Origin of the sequence: Flagellimonas maritima (genome assembly GCF_003269425.1) — a bacterium.
GTDB lineage: Bacteria > Bacteroidota > Bacteroidia > Flavobacteriales > Flavobacteriaceae > Flagellimonas > Flagellimonas maritima.
In genome coordinates this window covers 1434197-1454075 of record NZ_CP030104.1, presented here as the reverse complement: position 1 = coordinate 1454075, position 19879 = coordinate 1434197, and the positions used below count along the sequence as shown (strand labels likewise).

22 protein-coding genes are annotated in these 19879 nt (G+C 38.8%); 8 read left to right on the top strand and 14 right to left on the bottom strand.

Annotated features, from left to right (window positions below):
- Nucleotides 1–118 precede the first annotated feature (118 nt).
- Nucleotides 119–844, top strand: coding sequence for a metallophosphoesterase family protein (locus HME9304_RS06435; RefSeq protein WP_112377800.1), 726 nt, complete (start codon nt 119–121; stop codon nt 842–844).
- Between the two features lie 55 nt (nt 845–899).
- Entirely contained in the window at nt 900–1895 is a 996-nt protein-coding gene (locus HME9304_RS06430; RefSeq protein WP_112377799.1) for an acyl-ACP desaturase, read from the top strand.
- A 20-nt stretch (nt 1896–1915) separates the two neighbouring features.
- On the opposite strand, the gene HME9304_RS06425 is transcribed toward HME9304_RS06430, so the two are convergent.
- The 6 genes from HME9304_RS06425 to HME9304_RS06400 form a co-directional block, all read right to left on the bottom strand.
- Nucleotides 1916–2479 carry a hypothetical protein gene (locus tag HME9304_RS06425; protein WP_112377798.1) on the bottom strand — a complete coding sequence of 188 codons (564 nt, stop codon included), beginning with the start codon at nt 2477–2479 and terminating at the stop codon, nt 1916–1918.
- A 461-nt stretch (nt 2480–2940) separates the two neighbouring features.
- A complete protein-coding gene (amaB, locus tag HME9304_RS06420; RefSeq protein WP_112377797.1) occupies nt 2941–4494 on the bottom strand; it encodes an L-piperidine-6-carboxylate dehydrogenase in 1554 nt (517 codons plus the stop codon).
- A gap of 74 nt (nt 4495–4568) precedes the next feature.
- Complete coding sequence (locus HME9304_RS06415; RefSeq protein ID WP_112377796.1) at nt 4569–4940, bottom strand: DUF1304 domain-containing protein; 372 nt, start codon at nt 4938–4940, stop codon at nt 4569–4571.
- A 2-nt stretch (nt 4941–4942) separates the two neighbouring features.
- A complete protein-coding gene (locus HME9304_RS06410) occupies nt 4943–5482 on the bottom strand; it encodes a 3-hydroxyanthranilate 3,4-dioxygenase (RefSeq protein ID WP_112379748.1) in 540 nt (179 codons plus the stop codon).
- A gap of 117 nt (nt 5483–5599) precedes the next feature.
- Complete coding sequence (locus tag HME9304_RS06405; protein ID WP_112377795.1) at nt 5600–6112, bottom strand: CAP domain-containing protein; 513 nt, start codon at nt 6110–6112, stop codon at nt 5600–5602.
- Nucleotides 6113–6301: 189 nt separating this feature from the next.
- Complete coding sequence (locus HME9304_RS06400) at nt 6302–6835, bottom strand: CvpA family protein (protein ID WP_112377794.1); 534 nt, start codon at nt 6833–6835, stop codon at nt 6302–6304.
- A gap of 61 nt (nt 6836–6896) precedes the next feature.
- Here HME9304_RS06400 and HME9304_RS06395 point away from each other — a divergent pair, with 61 nt between their 5' ends.
- The 3 genes from HME9304_RS06395 to HME9304_RS06385 all read left to right on the top strand — a co-directional run bounded on the left by HME9304_RS06395 (nt 6897) and on the right by HME9304_RS06385 (nt 9315).
- Nucleotides 6897–7253, top strand: a complete 357-nt coding sequence (locus HME9304_RS06395) for a hypothetical protein (RefSeq protein ID WP_112377793.1) — start codon at nt 6897–6899, stop codon at nt 7251–7253.
- Nucleotides 7254–7568, top strand: a complete 315-nt coding sequence (locus HME9304_RS06390) for an antibiotic biosynthesis monooxygenase family protein (RefSeq protein WP_112377792.1) — start codon at nt 7254–7256, stop codon at nt 7566–7568. It begins immediately after the preceding gene.
- Nucleotides 7569–7647: 79 nt separating this feature from the next.
- Nucleotides 7648–9315: a glycerol-3-phosphate dehydrogenase/oxidase gene (locus HME9304_RS06385; RefSeq protein ID WP_112377791.1), complete on the top strand. Its 1668-nt coding sequence runs from the start codon at nt 7648–7650 to the stop codon at nt 9313–9315.
- On the opposite strand, the gene HME9304_RS06380 is transcribed toward HME9304_RS06385, so the two are convergent.
- The gene (locus HME9304_RS06380; protein WP_112377790.1) at nt 9312–10640 is read right to left on the bottom strand and encodes a serine aminopeptidase domain-containing protein; all 1329 of its coding nucleotides are present in this window, start codon (nt 10638–10640) and stop codon (nt 9312–9314) included. The genes HME9304_RS06385 and HME9304_RS06380 overlap by 4 nt on opposite strands.
- 121 nt (nt 10641–10761) lie before the next feature.
- Here HME9304_RS06380 and HME9304_RS06375 point away from each other — a divergent pair, with 121 nt between their 5' ends.
- On the top strand, nt 10762–11514 hold the full coding sequence (locus HME9304_RS06375; protein ID WP_112377789.1) for a LytR/AlgR family response regulator transcription factor: 753 nt from the start codon (nt 10762–10764) through the stop codon (nt 11512–11514).
- A gap of 2 nt (nt 11515–11516) precedes the next feature.
- On the opposite strand, the gene HME9304_RS06370 is transcribed toward HME9304_RS06375, so the two are convergent.
- Nucleotides 11517–12518: an NAD(P)H-dependent glycerol-3-phosphate dehydrogenase gene (locus HME9304_RS06370; protein WP_112377788.1), complete on the bottom strand. Its 1002-nt coding sequence runs from the start codon at nt 12516–12518 to the stop codon at nt 11517–11519.
- Nucleotides 12519–12641: 123 nt separating this feature from the next.
- On the opposite strand from HME9304_RS06370, the gene HME9304_RS06365 reads away from it, so the two are divergent.
- Nucleotides 12642–13562 (top strand): nicotinic acid mononucleotide adenyltransferase, encoded by a 921-nt coding sequence (locus HME9304_RS06365; RefSeq protein ID WP_112379747.1) that lies wholly within the window; start codon nt 12642–12644, stop codon nt 13560–13562.
- A gap of 256 nt (nt 13563–13818) precedes the next feature.
- Complete coding sequence (locus HME9304_RS06360; RefSeq protein WP_112377787.1) at nt 13819–15396, top strand: SulP family inorganic anion transporter; 1578 nt, start codon at nt 13819–13821, stop codon at nt 15394–15396.
- A 9-nt stretch (nt 15397–15405) separates the two neighbouring features.
- On the opposite strand, the gene HME9304_RS06355 is transcribed toward HME9304_RS06360, so the two are convergent.
- From HME9304_RS06355 to HME9304_RS06330, 6 genes are all read right to left on the bottom strand, one after another.
- Complete coding sequence (locus HME9304_RS06355; protein ID WP_239023403.1) at nt 15406–15933, bottom strand: DinB family protein; 528 nt, start codon at nt 15931–15933, stop codon at nt 15406–15408.
- Nucleotides 15934–16002: 69 nt separating this feature from the next.
- Entirely contained in the window at nt 16003–16362 is a 360-nt protein-coding gene (locus HME9304_RS06350; RefSeq protein WP_112377785.1) for a YciI family protein, read from the bottom strand.
- A 34-nt stretch (nt 16363–16396) separates the two neighbouring features.
- The gene (locus tag HME9304_RS06345) at nt 16397–17110 is read right to left on the bottom strand and encodes a membrane or secreted protein (protein WP_112377784.1); all 714 of its coding nucleotides are present in this window, start codon (nt 17108–17110) and stop codon (nt 16397–16399) included.
- A gap of 68 nt (nt 17111–17178) precedes the next feature.
- Nucleotides 17179–17658: a c-type cytochrome gene (locus tag HME9304_RS06340; protein WP_112377783.1), complete on the bottom strand. Its 480-nt coding sequence runs from the start codon at nt 17656–17658 to the stop codon at nt 17179–17181.
- A 131-nt stretch (nt 17659–17789) separates the two neighbouring features.
- The gene (locus HME9304_RS06335) at nt 17790–18749 is read right to left on the bottom strand and encodes a YheT family hydrolase (protein WP_112377782.1); all 960 of its coding nucleotides are present in this window, start codon (nt 18747–18749) and stop codon (nt 17790–17792) included.
- Nucleotides 18749–19765: a bestrophin family protein gene (locus HME9304_RS06330; RefSeq protein WP_112377781.1), complete on the bottom strand. Its 1017-nt coding sequence runs from the start codon at nt 19763–19765 to the stop codon at nt 18749–18751. Before HME9304_RS06330 ends, HME9304_RS06335 begins: the two co-directional genes overlap by 1 nt.
- Between the last annotated feature and the right edge of the window lie 114 nt (nt 19766–19879).

Here is a 19879-nt window from a genome sequence, read left to right as displayed (position 1 = left end):
TGTTAATAAAAATATACTTGTTATATAAATTGTTTTGGAGAAGAGTTTCATATTAAACTTTTTAAAAGTTTAGGGATTGTCTTTGATTAGTTGTGTATAATTGCGGAAAAATTGATATATGCGAACATTGGTCATAGGAGATATTCATTCAGGAATAAGAGCTCTGGAACAGCTTATCATCAAGGCGAAGGTAAATTCAAATGACCATCTTATATTTTTGGGGGATTATGTGGATGGGTGGAGCACTGCAGTTGAGACCATTGATTTTCTCATTGCTTTAAAAAGAAAGTTCAATTGTACGTTTATTCGTGGAAACCATGATGAACTTTGTAGAGATTGGTTAACCACCAGTGAAGAAAACCCACAATGGTTGGCACATGGAGGTAAAGCGACCAAAGATTCTTATTTGGGAGCGGAAAAAGAAGTATGGGAACTGCATCTTCAGTTTTATTCAGATTTAAAAAATTATCATTTAGATTCTGAAAACAGACTCTATCTCCATGCCGGTTACACTAATTTAAAAGGAGTGGAGTTTGAATATTTTCAACAATCGTTCTATTGGGACCGTACGTTATGGGAATTGGTGAAAGCATTGGATCCAAATTTAAAAATAGGTGATAGGAATTTTCCAAAAAGATTGACCCATTATAAAGAAATCTTCATTGGACACACCCCAATCTCTAAATATAGAGTTGTATCGCCCCAAAATGCTGCCAATGTCTGGAACCTTGATACAGGTGCTGCTTTTATGGGGGCTTTAACCATCATGGATGTTGAAACCAAAGAATTTTGGCAAAGCGACCCCGTTCATATACTTTACCCAAAAGAAAAAGGCAGAAACTAGGACAATACCAAGTTTTATTGGATTTTAATAAAGACCTTTACTAAAAAGAGATGTTATGTCGTTAAAAAATATCCGTTTGGAAGTAATGCAGGCCATTGAACCAAAAGTAAAAGGTTTTATGGATTCATATCTTGTACCTATAGAAGAAATATGGCAGCCAAGTGATTTTCTGCCAGATTCTCAAAGTGATAATTTCTTCAATGAAACAGAACAAATACGAGAAGAAGCCAAGGAATTGGGCTATGATTTCTGGGTCACCCTTGTAGCTGACACCATAACCGAGGAGGCTTTGCCAACATACGAATCTTGGTTGATGGATGTTGAGGGAATAGATCAACATAGCGGAAAAGAGAATGGATGGAGCAAATGGGTGAGGGCATGGACGGCAGAGGAAAACAGGCATGGCGATGTGCTCAATAAATACTTATATCTATCCGGTAGGGTAAATATGAGGGAAGTTGAAATTACCACGCAACATTTAATTTCCGATGGCTTCGATATAGGAACCGACAGAGACCCCTATAAAAATTTTGTATATACCACTTTTCAAGAATTGGCAACCAATATCTCGCACAAGCGAGTAGGTAAAATGGCCAAACAAAAAGGAAATGTCCTGCTTGGTAAAATGTGTACAATTATAGCCGGAGATGAAATGCGCCACCATTTGGCATATCGCGAATTTGTAAAAACCATATTGGGACAGGATCCAAATGGAATGGTTCAGGCTTTTGCCGACATGATGAAGAAAAAAATTGTGATGCCCGCACATTTTCTTCGTGAATCCGGAGATAGTATCGGTACTGCTTTTGAACTTTTTTCGAACTGTGCACAACGTTTAGGAGTCTATACAGCACAGGACTACATTGAGATTTTGAAGAAATTGAATGATTATTGGGAAATAGGCAATGTTCGGGGACTTTCAGAACAGGCAGAAAAAGCTAGGGACTACCTAATGAAGCTTCCAGAAAGGCTACAACGAATTTCGGAACGGATGCAATTTGGGCAAGACCAATATAAATTTAAATGGGTAGAGGCGAACGGAATGATTTAGTAGTTATTCCATTTCAGTCGTTAAAACTTACCGGATTTGTGCTTGTCTTGCCATTCGGCCAGCTCTTTCCAAAGTCCTTCGAAAGCCATTTTCGCTTGCATGGGCCATGAGGCTGGGTCATGGATTCGATAACGATCCCCACCGGAATTTAAAACTTCTTGGCATTTATCGGTGGTAGTTTCGGATAGCGCTTCCCATGTTTTAATATTGAATTTATGAAACAGACCTTCAATTTTTGGGCCTATACCCTCAACTATTTTCAGGTCGTCCATTTTGATTTTTTTTCCTAATGCGATTTTAGCAGATTCCGAATCAAACTGTCTTTTGGCAAGGGAAGTATTGATTGTTGATGAAGTGACCGAAACTTGATCTTGAAATTTACTAGAGGAGGACAGTCTTTTGGTACATATTTCCAAATCTGCCCTGAGTTTGGCATTTTCAATTTCCAAAATATTTAAATAAGCAGAATTGTCTACAATTGGTATTTCCTTACTTTTTCCAATAAGATATCCTAAAACACCAGAAATAATACTTGCCAATCCTGCAATGACCAAATAGGAAATATTTATATTTTCAAAATCCATCTATTTAGGTTTATTGGCTGATTATTAATTTATTACAACTTGCTCCTGCTTTTGGAAAAAGGATTGAGCAAGTACCGAATCGAGAATGGTCAAATTATCTTGATCGTTACACAAAATCATAACAAAATAAATATTCATAATTCTATTAATGCTAAAATTAATGAATTTAATAACATGAATATGAGATTCTTAAGAAGATGAAAATTGAATTGAAACAATTTTTTGAAATCCAAAATTGTATGAAAAAAGACCAATCATACACTTTTTAAGGCAAATCATAATATAGCTTAAAAATCCTAGTGGAAATATGTTGAAATTTGCTTCAAACATTAAATATAAAACCCTATTTCTCCCGACAAAGATCCGGCATTGAAATAGGGTTCAATTTAAGTTTGAGTTAGTTAGTTAGGTTCAAAGGCTGCTTATTCTGGGTTCATCGAGGATAGCGGTCTTTTCTTTTTTTATAAATCAAATTTTATGCCTTGTGCCAAAGGTAACTCTGTGGTATAATTAATCGTATTTGTCTGCCGTCTCATGTAGATTTTCCATGCGTCCGAGCCACTCTCACGTCCCCCACCTGTTTCTTTTTCACCACCAAATGCTCCTCCTATTTCAGCGCCAGAGGTACCAATGTTTACATTCGCAATACCGCAATCACTTCCTTTGGCCGATAAAAAATGTTCGGCTTCACGTAAACTATTCGTCATAATTGCCGAGGAAAGCCCTTGAACAACACCATTTTGCTGTGCAATGGCATTTTCTACGCCACCTGAATATTTTAACAGATATAAAATTGGTGCAAAGGTTTCCTCTTGAACTATTTTAAATGAATTGTCAGCTTCAACAATAGCAGGTTTTACATAGCATCCACTTTTATAACCATTACCATCTAAGACACCCCCTTCAATTAAAATACTTCCGCCCTCAGCTTTTGCATTTTCCAAAGCTGTCTTATACATTTTAACTGCATCAACATCGATTAAAGGCCCTACATGATTGTTTTCGTCCAAAGGATTACCAATTCTTAGTTGCTTATAAGCATCTGTTATGGAATCTTTTACTTGGTCATAGATTGATTCGTGTATAATTAATCGCCGAGTTGAGGTGCAACGTTGTCCTGCAGTTCCGACAGCACCAAAGACAGCACCTATTACTGTCATTTTGATATCGGCATCGGGCGTAACTATGATAGCATTGTTACCGCCCAGTTCTAACAAGGATTTTCCCAATCTTGCTGCAACTGCCTGTGCCACGATTTTTCCCATACGAATGGAACCCGTTGCCGATACTAATGGAATTCTGTTGTCATTGGTCATTAGCTCACCAACTTTATAATCCCCATTGATCAAACAAGAGATGCCTTCAGGAAGATTATTTTCTTTTAGGACTTGTGCTATTATATTTTGGCAGGCAACACCGCACAAAGGAGTTTTTTCTGAAGGTTTCCAAACACAAACATCACCACAAACCCAAGCCAGTGCCGTGTTCCAGGCCCACACGGCCACGGGAAAATTGAAAGCGGAAATAATTCCTACTACACCCAAAGGATGGTACTGCTCGTACATTCGATGTCCAGGTCTTTCAGAATGCATGGTCAATCCGTGCAACTGTCTGGAAAGTCCGACAGCGAAATCACAGATATCTATCATTTCCTGAACTTCTCCCAGACCTTCTTGATAGGATTTCCCCATTTCATAGGAAACCAATTTTCCAAGAGGTTCCTTGAGTTCCCGAAGTTTTTCACCAAACTGTCTCACTATTTCACCACGTTGGGGAGCAGGTTTCAAGCGCCACTCCTTGAAAGCAGAAGTCGCTGCAGTCATTACCTTTTCATAATCTTCTTTGGTAGTGGTTTTCACTTTTCCGATAAGTACTCCATCAACAGGAGAATAAGAGGATATGGAATCTCCTGCACCAAAATTCTTTGTGCCTGTGGATGTACCTTCATTTATTTTGGTTAAACCTAGTTTTTCTAGGGCTTCATCTATTCCAAAAGTTGTTGCAATTTTTGACATTTATAACTTTTTAAGTGTCTATTGTTATATTTTTCAAAACTACGAATAATCCTGAGTTAGATAACGATGATTTTTTAAAGGAAATGATGAAGCAAAAGAAATATGATTCCTAAAATTGCAGGAGTTGCCTGTACCGTAAAGATTTTTTTTGAAACAGAATATCCGCCATAAATTCCTGCAACCGTTACACAACCCAGAAAAAATAAAGCTACATATACTTGCCAAAGTGGATTATCTATTAGTAGGGACCATAACAGACCAGCTGCCAAGAATCCATTATATAAACCTTGGTTTGCAGCCATGGACTTTGTTGGTTCAAACAAATCAGGAGGAAATTTTCGAAAAACTTTTTTCGCCTTAGTTGTCCAAGCGAACATTTCCAACCACAAAAAGTAAAGGTGGAGTAGTGCCACCAATGCAATAAAAAATTTGGCTATCAAGAGCATAATCAATCTTTTGCTATATATCGTTCATCAACAGGCATAACGGTTCCACAATTATTGCAGGTCCGCAACTCCTCAGAGCTATAAAAATGTTCAAAATGGCTTAGAAAATCCTTTTCAATGTCATGTAATGTAAAATAAGCTTCGTAAAGTTTATTGTTGCAACTATCGCAGAACCATAAAAGCCCATCATCTACATTCATATCAGCTCTTTTTCTTTCTACCACAAGTCCGATAGAGTCTTTATGACGTACAGGGGAGTGTGGGACTTTAGCGGGATGCAGGTACATATCACCGGGACCAAGTTTCATAGTCTTTTTTTGCCCATTTTCTTGAATGTGCACCTCTATGTTCCCTTCCAATTGATAAAAGAGTTCCTCGGTTTCGTTATAGTGATAATCCTTTCGTGCGTTTGGACCCGCTACGATCATTACAATATAGTCCCCTGCCTCTTGATAAATATTCTTATTGCCTACGGGAGGTTTAAGCGAATCACGATTTTCCTCTACCCATTTATTAAGGTTGAAAGGGGGTCTTATAGCCATCTTTAAAGATTTCAGGAAAGGTATAAAAAACCTTGGTGGCATCATAGAATTTACCAAAAAAGCCCGTACAGTATACGGGCTTCAATCATTTGGTTTGGTGTTTGTAATGCTAAATCATCAGTTTACCTTCATAAAAATCTGGGTGAAATAAGGCCTCCCATCTTTGTCCAACTGAACGCTCAAAGCAGTATGCGAATAGTTACCTTCAATAGACTTTTTGTGTGAAGAACTTTTCAACCAACCATCAAGGGCAGCTTCTGCTGTAGCATAGTGTCTTGCCACATTTTCACTTACGTCGACTGCATTTATTTCTGCTGCAATTTTTGAAGCTCTCAATTCAAAATTATCATGGCTTAGTTCATTTTGACTAATCATGTATTGGTTATGATCTTTTGCATATTTATAAGAGGATGGACTGGACTGTAATTTGGTGGTTCCAATTGATGCTCTATGTTGGTTTACCAGATCTAGAAGTTCTGCTTCAATTTCAGTTGCGTCAACAACGGTTTTTTCGCTCTCGCCCAATCCGTCAACTAAAAGTGTTCCTTCTTCAACTGTTTCGGTTTTGCTACACATGGTCAAAACCATGGCCGACATCATTACGATTAAGCCGTAATATCTCTTTTTCATTTTCAAATGTAAAGGCAGAAATCTGTTCTAGGGATTTCTTGTGTTCTGGAAACTAAACTAGGTATGGCAGGTAGCTATTCCATAAAATGTCCACAGGATTCAGAATAATCCGATAAGTGGCAAAATTGAATCGTCATTATTGGATTATTTCCCCATGGTAATTTCCTTTTACCGATAAAAACAATCCGTTTATAGGTACAATGTAGCATCTTGCTTTTCGGACTCTTTAGAAGGCTCTTTTTCATCCTGGAGTACAAGTCCAAAAACAATGGCGCCAATTTCTTTTACAGGTTCGTAAAAGATGGATTCCTTCTTTGTTTCTTCATTTACAAAGTTGAACGATGAATTTAATCTTTCAAAGAAAACCAACAGAGCACCTATAATGATAGCCACCTTTAAAGTTCCAAAAATACCTCCAGCTATTTTGTTCAAAAGCCCCAACATGGCAAAATCGGCTATTTTGGTCAAGAATTTACCTGCAAAATGGACCAATAGGACAATGGCAAAGAAAGTAATGAGAAAAGCAGCAATTTTTAAGTAGCGTTCGCTCCAGTTTAGGTTTTCCGCAAGATAATCCCCAGCAATGTAAGAAAAATGTATTGCTCCATAAATACCCGCTATAAGGGCTACCAAAGAAGCTAGCTCTACAAAAAGCCCATTTTTAAGACCTTTGTAAAGGCCCCAGACCAAAAGTATACCGATAACTATATCCAAAAAGCTCATGCGGTAGTTTTCAACAAATATAGAATATTGATTTGTACATTTACAGCTTCTAAAAAAGCAGATGTCCAGAGACGATAAACTTAAAGAAAGGTGGGATTTGTTAGTGAATAAATTATCAGATCAGTTTTCGGACGGCGACCCTCTAGAAATTGACGGAATTATTTACTTAGTGGGGGTACAGGAATTGGGCAAACTTCATAGGAGTTTCAAAAAGGACGAGAAAGTCAACCTGATGCATATTGCTATTTGCAGATTATTGGAACCCTATGGATATTATGATTTTGATTTTTTTGATGAAGATGGATGGCCACATTATAAAGTAAAGGAACAATTGCCCCCTTTGAAGGCAGGCGAACAATCGGTTCTAATGAAGGAAGCACTGGTTCAATATTTTCTCGAAAAAGAATATATAAATTAAATGAAATCCCAAAGACCATACTACGCGGTAATTTTCACTAGTAAACATACGGAAAGCGATGATGGATATGCGGAAATGGCATCAAGGATGGAAGTACTTGCACGCCAACAGCCAGGCTTTTTGGATTTTGAAAGTGCCAGGGAAAGATTGGGCATAACGGTAAGTTATTGGGAGAATTTGGAAGCAATCGCCAATTGGAAAGCAAATGTGGAGCATCAATTTGCGCAGCAAAAAGGAATAGATAATTGGTATTCCTGGTACAAGGTCAGGATTTGTTTGGTGGAGCGGGAATATCATTTTTCCAAACAGATTTAATCCTATCTTAAATTCAATCTTATCTTAAAAGCTTGGTTTTTATGTACTTTTGAAGTTTACCTTATACGAATTGCTATATATGAAAAAGAATATGAGATTTTCCAATCTGGATAGAACAGCGACCATTCAAAAAATGTCCAAAGAGCATTTTGACCTTGTTGTAATCGGTGGCGGAATAACCGGTGGCGGAATTGCCTTGGATGCAGCTTCTAGAGGAATGAAGGTGGCCTTATTGGAAAAGGATGATTTTGCTTCGGGAACGAGCAGCAAATCCACTAAATTGATTCATGGAGGTCTTAGATATCTTAAGCAGTTCGATTTTTGGTTGGTAAAGGAAGTGGGTTCCGAAAGGGCGATCGTACATAAATTGGCCCCACATTTAGTGCTTCCTGAGAAAATGCTTTTACCCCTTATTGAAGGAGGTTCCTATGGAAAATGGCTGACATCCATCGGGCTAAAGGTTTATGATATTCTTGCACAGGTAACAGGGGATGACAAAAGACAGATGCTGGAAAAAAAGGAGGCTATGAAATTGGAACCCCTTTTGCCCAAAAAGATTTTGAACGGAGCAGGGTATTACGCAGAATACCGAACGGATGACGCAAGATTGACCATTGAAAATATAAAGACAAGCCTTCAGCACGGTGCCCAAGCGTTGAACTATGCGAAAGTGACGGACTTTCTCTATGAAAATGATAAAGTAGCCGGGGTCACCGTAACCGATGAAACCACGAAAAAAAAGTTTTCCATAAAATCCAAATATGTAATCAGTGCAGCAGGGCCTTGGGTAGATGAGCTTAGAAGCGTAAACAACTCAAAAAAAGGCAAACGCCTGCATTTGACCAAAGGTGTCCATCTGGTTTTTCCAAGAAAGAAACTCCCCGTAAAACAATCGGTGTATTTTGATATCCCTGACGGACGTATGATGTTCGCTATTCCAAGGGGCAAGATTACCTATGTTGGTACAACGGATACCAACTTCAATTTGGATAAGGACAATATCAAAACTGATTTGGCGGATGCCATCTATTTGATTTCCGCCGTGAACAATATGTTCCCCGACATTAATTTGGAAATGGAGGATATCATCTCCTCATGGGCAGGTCTGCGACCCTTGATTCATGAAGAAGGAAAATCCGCATCAGAACTTTCCAGAAAAGACGAAATTTTCACTTCTGATACAGGACTGGTGAGCATTGCTGGGGGTAAGCTAACAGGCTATCGTAAAATGGCGGAAAGGGTTGTGAACCGTATCGCCAAGAAAATGGAGGAGGACTATGAGATTGAAACTCCAGAATGTACAACGGACAAAATTCCACTTTGCGGCAGCGACTTTAAGAAGTTTAAGCACGTCAAAAAATATATTGAAGAAATTTACACGAGAATCAAGGAAGACGGTTTTTCCGAATACGATGCTTGGTATTTGGTCACCAATTATGGAAAACAGACAGAAACTATTTTGGACAACTATTCAAAAATTAAAAGTGAAGACATTTCGTTAAGAATGATTTTGGCCGAGGTGCAATTTTCTATTGACCATGAGATGACGTTAAACCCGATGGATTTCTTTATCCGAAGAACGGGAAGACTCTATTTTGACATTGAAAGTGTTCGTGATTATATGCAACCTGTACTGGAGGAGTTCAAAAAAGCATATAACTATGATGATGCACAAACTCTTGCTTTTAAGGAAAAACTGGAAGAGGAGTTGGACTCCCATTCCAATTTTTCGTTGGAACGGGCCTAGGATTTTAATCCTACGATTTCCTGTGCCCATTTTATAATAAGATTGACGGTGCCTTCGTCCCATATTCCAGGTTTGCCCTCAAAAGAATCCTTTGGATCTACATGAATAGTGTTCCAATGGTCCAAACCTGGGTACTCGTAGAGAATATGATTCTTATGTCCGTTGCGTTTTAATACTTCAACAATCATTTTGTTATCGAACTCGGACATGATCCAGTCGTTGGTACCCCTTAAAATTCTAACGGGAACCGTTATTTTCTCCCACTCGCCCGCTAGGTCGAAATCCTGTAGTTGCTGATAGTATTCCATGGGTCGCCCATACATGTGTTCTGGAGAATGATAGTTGTATGCCTCAAGAGCGGGATAGGCATCCAAGACCTCTTGATAGCTTTTCTTTTCAATGAGCATTCCGTGGTACAGTGGAATATAGTAATCGTTCATTTGTTTCACGATTTCGGATTCACTGTTTCCCTTAAAATTGAGAATACGTCGCTCAATTTCGAGCATGTGCTCGTACCAAGTTTTAAAGAAGGTCCCATCGGAAATAACGCCTGCCAATTCAAACTCATTGGCCAAAAGCGGAGCCAGGGCACTTCCCATACTGGATCCGTAGACCACAATTTTTGAGGTATCGACATACGGTTTCGTTTTTAGGTTTTTAATGGCCGCTCGGTATCCTTCCAAATCCATCAAAAAATCCGATTCGCTACAATTACCCTCACTATCGCCCACACCTGGCTTTTCTATGCGCATGACGACCATGCCGGATTTTTCCACCAAATCTTTGATGGTCTGTCCCCAATTATTGCCCCTGCGCCCACTATATGTTTCAATACTGGAACAACTTAAACCCCCTATCAAGACTACGGCAGGTTGTTTTCCTGATTTTTTGGGTTTGGTGATGATTGTTCTTTGTGTAATTCCGTAAGTACTGGTAACCTCTTCGTAAAAAGTGTCGATTCCTTCATGCTTTTCCTTGCCCAATGGATTGAACCTTACCTTGGTTTCAAAAATTTGAGTACCCCGTAGAGCTTTGATTTTTGTATCGATATTTGCCCGTAGACCATAAGAAACATCACTCCAAACTTCTGCATCACTGAGCAGAACATCATTGATCTCTATAAGTAAATCATCTGGCAGAAAGCCAGCTTTGAGAAGTGGACTATTTTCATTGATGTTCACAATTTTGGCTCCGGGCACACCATTTACAGGGCTATTGATTTTGGCGTCCCAAGAGGCCCTTCTTCCCAATTGTTGGGCATTTGTGGAAATGGATAAAAAGATGGTGAGAACAAAAAAAGAGCACAAGCTTCTACTAAGTTTCATACAATAGATTTAAATTTTCTTTAAAATTAGATTGCCTATTTTTAGCTATCGGACAATTTATACGTATGAACCCGTTTTTTATACGAACACAATTTATAGAATGATTTGAATATTGGTCATAATGAAATCCGCCAACAGCTTTTATCTCTTTAATTCAAGAATTGCCACTCATGGTATTTTTTGGACGCTCTATTATATTCTTTTTGGACTGATTTGGGTAAATGATAAAGGGTATTTGGCATCATTTTATTTGGAATTTATTTTACTGCCTGTTCGAATCCTGGCCGTTTATACAACCATCTATTTTTTGTTGCCCCGATATTTATTAAAGCGAAATTTTTTGGGCTTTTTTACAGGCTACACTTTAACCTTGGTGTTGGCAGGCATATTACAACGGGTTTTCATTCATTTGTTTTATGAAGAGCTGCTTTTAAATGACTCAAGTACGGGGTTATTTCATGCCATGTCATTGGTAAGGGCGATTATCTTGATCAATACAACTGTCCTTTTTGTTCTGAGCATCAAATTGTTTCAATTGTGGGCAATTGAAAATGACAAGAACAAAGGATTGGAAAGCGAGATATTAGAAATACGGTCCAACCGCAGAACACATCGTATACCAACTAAAACTATTCTTTTCGTGGAAGGCCTTGGCAATTATGTGACCTATCATCTAGAGGATAAATCGAAAATAACAAGTTATGGTAGCATAAAGGGGGCATTGCAGCTTTTGCCAAATAATTTTAGACGGGTGCACAAGTCCTATATTGTTAATAAAGCCCATATAAAATCTTACGATGGAATGAGTATAGATATTCAGGACAATTCCATTCCCAGGGGCAAAAGCATACCCGATGAGGTACTTCTCAACTGATCTTAATCCAGCTTTTCGGTTAATTTGGTAAAGACTTTCTTCGGATTTTTTTCTTGGTAGAGGATATTGTAAACGGCCTTGATTATCGGTGCCTTGGATTTTTTTTCTCGCTTTTCGTTGGATAAATAGGCGCTTTTGGTAGCGTAGTAGCCCTCGGCCACCATGTTCATTTCCATCATGGCACTCTTCACGGTATACCCTTTACCGATCATATTCCCGAACATCCGGTTTCGGCTAAAGATAGAATATCCCGTAACCAACAAATCGCCCAAATATGCCGAATCGTTGATATTGCGCTTCATTTTATAGACACCATCAATAAAACCTTTCATTTCCCTAATGGCATTGCTCATCAGCACACTTTGAAAATTGTCGCCATACCCTAAACCGTGGGCAATCCCAGCGGCAATGGCATAAATGTTCTTTAACATGGCAGCATACTCCGTGCCGATGATATCATCAGAAATTTTTGTGCGTATGTAATGGCTTTTCAATGTGTCTGCCAATAATTCAGCTTTATCAGCATCGGCACAAGCTATGGTAAGGTAGGACAAACGTTCCATGGCTACTTCCTCGGCATGGCATGGACCCGTGATCACGCCTATATTTTTAAAGGGTATTTGGTACACATTATGAAAATGCTCACCTACGATTAAACCACTCTCGGGTACAATTCCCTTTATGGCAGAAAAAACGATTTTACCGTCCAAGGAAACCTTGATATTTTTGAGTTCGTTCTCCAAAAAAGCTGACGGAATAACAAATATCAGGACATCGGAAGCGTCAATAATCGTATTAATGTTGTCACTGAGTTGAAGTTTGGAAACATCGAACTCGGCCGAACTAATGTAATTGGGGTTGTGTCCTTCCTTTTTCAAATGCCTGATTGCCGATGCACTACGCATGTACCATCCAACGTTTTCCAAGTTCTCGGAAAGCATTTTTACGATAGCAGTTCCCCAGCTTCCGCCTCCCAATACACCAAACCGAAGTTTTCTTTCCATTTATCAAAATTAGCAGGCAAAACTAAACAATATCAATTTAAATGTTAAGTGCTGATTATCATAAAGATAACATTTGTGGCATAGTGCTTGAAATTAATCAAGAAAATAGAAAAACCCAAGCGTATGAAAAATGTAAAACTACTATTCGGAATTTTATTAATCGGACTTTTAGCAAGTTCTTGTTATACAGAGGTCATAGTTGAAGATGATTTTATTGAAGCGTCGCCTTTAAATACTGCATTGGTACTGGAATCTTACGATTTATGGTATGTGGATATCAATGCAACAAGAGGAAATGGAGAAGTGCCTTTTTTACAACGAGCTTTTACGGTCTCCTTTAACAGCGGTATTTTATATGCCAATAACAACATTGCTGGTATTGGAAAAACAGGAAATGGATTGGGATTGGATGTTGGTTCCTACGGTACATTGAACGGTGTTGTCGAGATTGACCATGATATTGACCAACTTTGTCTATTGGATGTTTTTGCGGTGAACAACAACACATTGGAGTTGTACGATTCCCGTTCGGACACCTCATATACTCTAAGAGGATTTCAACGTAACAATTTTGATTATGACATGGTATTCTATGACAACATCAATTATTTTTTACAGGAATATACTGCTTGGGAAAAAACATTTACCAGTGAATTGGGAGCGTTGAACGAGTTTGATGATGAAAACTTCCTCCAGTTTTTATCTAGTGCTGATGGAGGCTTTTTTAGGTCATCTGTGGACGGTATTGAAACACCTTTAGTGAATTTACAATGGGATTTTGAAGGGGATTATCAGGTCTTCGATGTGGCCAACGATGCTACCCTCAAAACTTTAACACTGGATTATGACTTTTTGGGCAATGATTATTTTGAGCTTTACGTTATTGATGATAGTACAATTGAGTTGTATCATGTTGCAAGTGGAACGACATATGAGTTTGCCGGAAGAGGATACACACAGTATTTAAAATCGAGTTCTGCTGTTGGAAAGAAACGTTCAAAGGTTAAAAATTCTATAATGAATGTCACCCGACAGAAAAAATAGTAAGGAATAAGAATAGTGTTCGACTATTTAAACAAGTTTTTTGGTTGGTTATTTAGTTAAGAATCGCCTCGAGTAGTTTACTTGGGGCGGTTCTTTTTTTGATACCATGTTCAGATTCATTAAGTTGACAAGCCGTTCAAGTAAATGTTTATTGGATTGCCAGTGTCGCTCCCTTAAATTGCCAAATTCTCAATTCTCTTCGCATTTCAGGCTAAACCAATGATTAATAGTATTTTTGCGCCCTTAAAATTAGAGGATGAAGAAATACCTTAATCTTTTTGACTTTTCCCAAAAGGTAAATTATCGCACAGAAATATTATCCGGTCTTACCGTAGCGTTGGCTTTGGTTCCAGAAGCTATTGCGTTTGCACTGATTCCCGGGTTTTCACCACTGACGGGGCTATATGCAGCTTTTGTACTGGCACTGGTGACCTCAATTTTGGGAGGTCGGCCAGGAATGATTTCCGGGGCTACGGGTGCAGTCGCAGTAATTTTCGTGGGATTGATCTTGGAATTGAAAAACACCTTTCCCGGAATAGCGCCAACAACAATATTGAACTATGTTTTTGCTACGGTAATTATTGCCGGGATACTGCAGATTCTGGCAGGAGTGCTGCGATTGGGAAAATTTATCCGTCTTGTACCGCACCCTGTAATGTTCGGTTTTGTAAACGGACTCGCAATAATAATTTTCATGGCACAGTTCCCCAATTTTTATAAAAAGGGAACAGAAGAATTGCTATCAGGTAGTCCATTTTATATGATGTTAGGTTTGACCCTATTGACAATGCTCATCATTTGGGGATTTCCAAAACTGACCAAGGCGATACCTTCATCCTTACTGGCCATTGTAGTCGTATCGGCCATTGTACTTGGGTTTGATATCGATACGCTTACCGTTGCGGACACCATGCGCGAAGGAGAAACCATAAAAGGAGGTTTCCCCCCTTTGTCCATTCCCAACATTCCGTTTACATGGGAGACATTTATGATCATTATCCCTTATGCTGGAATTGTGGCTGGGGTAGGACTTATTGAAAGTCTTTTGACCCTAAATATAATTGATGAAATAACAGAAACACGCGGAAGTGGAAATAAGGAATGTGTTGCACAGGGAACCGCCAATATTTTATCTGGATTTTTATCGGGAATGGGAGGATGCGCCATGATCGGACAAAGTTTGATCAATACATCTTCTGGAGCAAGAGCGCGACTGTCCGGAATTACGGCAGCCGTCATGTTATTGGTTTTTATCATGTTCGGTAGTAGCTTGATAGAGCAATTGCCCATGGCTGCATTGGTAGGTCTGATGTTTATGGTAGCCATCGGTACTTTTGAATGGGCGAGCTTCAAGACCTTCCGAAAAATGCCAAATTCAGATGTAATCGTTATGGTATTGGTCACTTTGATCACGGCGGTAACACACAATTTAGCTATCGCCGTTTTATTTGGAGTTGTTATTTCTGCTTTGGCCTATTCATGGGAAAACGCAAAACGAATTCGGGCCAGAAAATATGTAGATGACAAAGGCGTAAAACATTATGAAATTTACGGCCCCTTATTTTTTGGTTCGACTACCTTGTTTGCGGAGAAGTTCGATATTCAAAATGACCCCAACGAAATTATCATCGATTTTCAGGAAAGCCGCGTTGCGGACATGTCTGGGATAGAGGCGCTGAACAAACTAACAGAGCGTTATGCCAAAATAGGCAAAAAGGTACACCTGAAGCATTTGAGCCGAGATTGCCAGAGACTGCTTAAAAATGCGGATGATATTATAGAGGTGAACGTTCTTGAAGACCCTACGTACAAAGTTGTAGTGGATAAGGTCTAAGCCGTTTGCTTATTTTCTCACCGTTCCCGTAAAAATACTGATATTGGGATTAATGGGATTACCGGATATTCTTCGCATCAATGTTATCTGACCTGTATGATAAATACAATCGGAAAGCATTCCGTTGATCAAGTTCCAATAGGGAAACGGCGTTTTTTTGTCTCCCCGCTGAAAAATGACTTCAAAGTCTTCGAAGTCTTCAGATTGTTTCCCTGAGACCAAAGTACTTGCACCTTTAAGATTTTCCAAGGTCATTTTACGCAATTCCCCATAAGAATAAATGGTAAAATCCTTTGGGCGGATATTTGGTTTGGATTCAGGGGCGTTCAATATCATTTCGGACATGCCGTAAATATGCTGTATGGTCTCCATAATACTTCTTCCTTCTTTTGAAGGCCTGTAGTCCAAGTCCTTTTCCGTTAATCCTTCAGTTGCCCAATAGTAGCGAAAACCAAGACCATCTATCATTCGGGTCATTATATTTCCAGGGCCGTAATCCTCAGGATATTCTGGAATTTCATCATAAGGGAGTTTCATGTCTTGGGCTTGGATACAAAATGTTATTAGAAGTAAAGGATAAAGAAAGAGTTTTGTCATAGTTGCGTATTATTCAATGCATCCCTTATAGAATGGATTAAAGGGATGTATTATAACGTTAAAAAGTTTATGTTGAATAGCAATATCTTGATGCAACAGTTCTTTTACGGTTTCCAAGTCTTTTGCTTTTAAAACCAACATGCCCGTATCGCTATAACGGGCGCCGATTACAATGTTTTTTTCTTTTCGCAATTGAGATAGAAACGCTGAATGTTCTTTAAAGTAAGATTGCTCATTAGGCTGTTTTTCCACATCCCAACTTTCCCCAACGGTATATAAAGCAACAAAATGTTTTTCTGCGGAAGTATCCTGTGCACAAATCCAAGTCGAAAGACTACAGAAAGCAACGGAGATTAAAAAGTTTTTCATGGCATTAGGTTTTGATTACCAATAAAGATAACCATTATTGTTTCCGAATGCTCCAAACCTCATAGAGCGGGTCACCTTTGCTACTAAAACCAGAATGATGCCAATCTTCGTCCTTTACTTCATAATTAAATTGAAGACTTGCGCCCACTCTTGAATCATCTCGGGAAAAAAACTCGATGTTTTCCGTGTACTTTCCATCTATAGTAGTGTAAGTTCCCCCACCAGAACCCATAAATTCTTTAGTGTCAGTATTGTATGCAATCCATTGAAAACGAGTATCCGAAAGTATTTTCATTGTTTTGCGGGGTCGGTCGGTATCTCTGGTGCGGAACTCCCCGTTGCGTTTACGACCGGACATTAACCAAGCTCCGGCCAAAGCACCTGAAATGCCGTCATCGATTCGAGTCCATATGCTATCATCACCCTTAATTTTTAGTTTTTCTTCGGATAATTCTATCCTAAATGAAACCATGGCACCGACCTGATCTGGATTCTTAGAATCGAATTCAACAGTTTCCGTTATTTCATCACCTTTTAAAACCCATTTCCCTCCATTCGTACTTACGAAAGCTCCTGTTTTGGTATTGAACCAAGTCGAGACCTGGTGTCCCTCGGAAAAGATGATAATATTTGTCAGTGGTTGACCCTTGGACAATAAGTTAGTATTTTCCCATGCACCAATTAAGGTTTGAGCCCATGTATTGGATAAGCAAAGAAGAAATAGGAAAATAAATAGGGTTCTGTTCATTATTGACTTTCACAATTTAGCATAACCAGTCTTCTGGAAATTCGATATAAGATAAAAAATCCGAGGTACTACAAAGTCCTTAGATATTCCAAAAGCTCTCTGGATTCCTCTTCAGTGAGATTTTGGTTTAGCATAATAGCGTTATTGTATTCTTTTAACAATGCTTTTGCAATAGGGTCTTCGCGCAGCATTCCATCTGGGTTCAAGATCATGTTCATCACCCATTCTGGGCTACGGCGTTCCAAAACCCCTTCCATTGCAGGGCCTATCATGCGTTGGTCTACCATATGGCAGGCCACACAAATGGCATTGAACTTGGCTTCGCCGCGTGATGCCATTTCAGTGTCGATTTCATTGGGCAGGTCCATATTTTTAATCGGCCCTACGCCTTTATTGTCCAAATCTATGGGAACCTCTTCGCTGGTTTGTGCTTTTTTTTCTTCAGATTTGGTACGACTTACTTCAAAACCGTCTTTTTTTTCTTCTTTTTTTTCGCCACAGCCGGCAACAAAAGCTCCTAGTGCAAGGAGTAGGATTATTTTTTTCATTGTATAGGATTGAAATGAAGTTTTATAAATTGTAACTACTAAAATACTTAATAAAGATTAACCATGTTTCTGATTCTTTGAAAGGGTTATAATTTGTATTCAATTTATTTAGGTCCAAACCTTACCAACACCTAGTTTGCATTAAAAAAATCAAGTGCTCTTTTTTCCGTGTACGTAATATTGTTTTGCCCCCAAAAACCTACATGCCCTCCATATTTGGGAACTTCCAAGTATAAATTTTGACATTTCTCGGCTTCTTTAAAAGGATAACAAGCTTCTCCCAAAAAAGAATCATCCCGTGCATTGATAATCAAACTCGGAACAGTAATGCTTTGTAGAAATTGAAGGCTGCTACACTTGGTGTAATAGTCCAATCCATTCTTAAAGCCATGTGCCCTGCTTGTGTAAAAATCATCAAAATCCAGCAACGTTTTAACGGCGGCAATATCTGATTTTTTGACTAAATCGGGAAATCGCAGCTGCTTTTGTCGGAGTTTTGCCAACAGGTTCTTCTTAAAACGTGCCGCATATAAGATATTTTTTGGTTTCATGATTTCGTTGGCGGATTCCTCCAAATTACAGGGGACAGAAATCGCAACTGCAGCTTTAATCTCTTTTGGCACCCTATCTCTTTCACCCAAATATTTAAGAAGTAGATTTCCCCCAAGGCTAAATCCTTTTAAATAAATTTTAGAATAGTTTTTTGAATTAAGAACATGTTGAATGACCTCGATTAAATCCTCAGTAGCTCCAGAGTGATAAGAACGGTATAGTTTATTGGGTTCACCGCTGCATCCACGAAAATTTACAGCACAAACATCAAACCCTTTTTTATTGAATAAATTGACACTGCCCATAATATAGGGTCGTTGCGCATTACCTTCCAAACCGTGCAGCAGGATTACCAATTGTTCTCTTTCAGCAGAGCCATAGCTCCAGTCCAAATCCAAAAAATCCCCATCGGAAAGTTGAATCCGTTCCCGTTTTTGGAGCACATCCGGGACCTTTCTAACGAGACCCGCATAAATTGTGGCCAAATGTCCATTACGTAGAAGCAATGATGGACGATAAAGACTGGAAACAATTGGCATTAGTATAAAATATTGTCCTTGGCCTTTACAGGTTCGGGAAGCTCCTCTTCATCCAGCATATCCCTAAGGTCGATTTCAATGGTACGGCACAGTGCTGTCATAGGAACATCGTTTATTCTACCTTCAAAAGGGTCTTCGCTATTGTCACCAACCACTTCCATAGTCGTGAAAATCCAAGAAATCAATATCGAAAAGAAGATTTGTAAAAAAATTAGCCAGTCCATTCCATTCAAACTGAACGTTTCATTGTGACCTTTGAAAACATTTAGTAGACCAAAGGGGATCAAAAGCACGAATATCCAAGTGAAGACTTTAGAAAAAAAAGCGTATTGTCTAGGAAAAGGAGTGTTTTTAATGCGTTCGCACTTGCCTTGCAAATTATAAAATTCCTCTAAAACACTTTGCATTTGATCTTCTTGGAACCCATCCAAGATATCATCTTTCCGAAGCTGGGTTACGTCCAAAGCTTGGTTTTTGACTAAATGTGTCGCGGGATTCACCCTTTTTCTCAAGTCGCTGAATTCGCGCATACTTACATAATTATAGGCTTCATTGCACGAAATATTGCGTTCACCATGTTTATCGAAGATTTTTTCAACCTTTCTATTTTCCTTTATACTCCATGATTTGGGTTGGCGCAATTGCACCCGTAGAGCGTTAAGCCAAGCAATATGACGATGAATCATTGATTTTTGCATTTCCCTATCTTTTTTTGGATCATCTGAATGCACAAAGGAAAGTACTTGTATGGCCCACGTTCTGCTATAGTTGACGATACCGCCCCAAATCTTTCGACCTTCCCAGAACCGATCATAACTTTGACTGTTCTTAAAACCAATATAAAAAGATACGGCAATACCGATTACAGTAATCGGCTGAAATGGAAGGTCGATAAAGGTCCACCCCAAAATAAAATATACGCCATATACGACAGCTGCATAGAGTGTGAAAAAAATGAGATTTTTCCAAGCATACCTCAGAACAAGTCCCCACCCAATATTTCTTTTTACATACATAACGGTCGATTAGAAACTAAAAATACTTAAATCTTTCATATTTGCCCCAAAGCCAAAACTTGAAAGTAAAGTTTGTTGTATTTTTAAGAGATGGAGCTACGCGGAAAAACATGT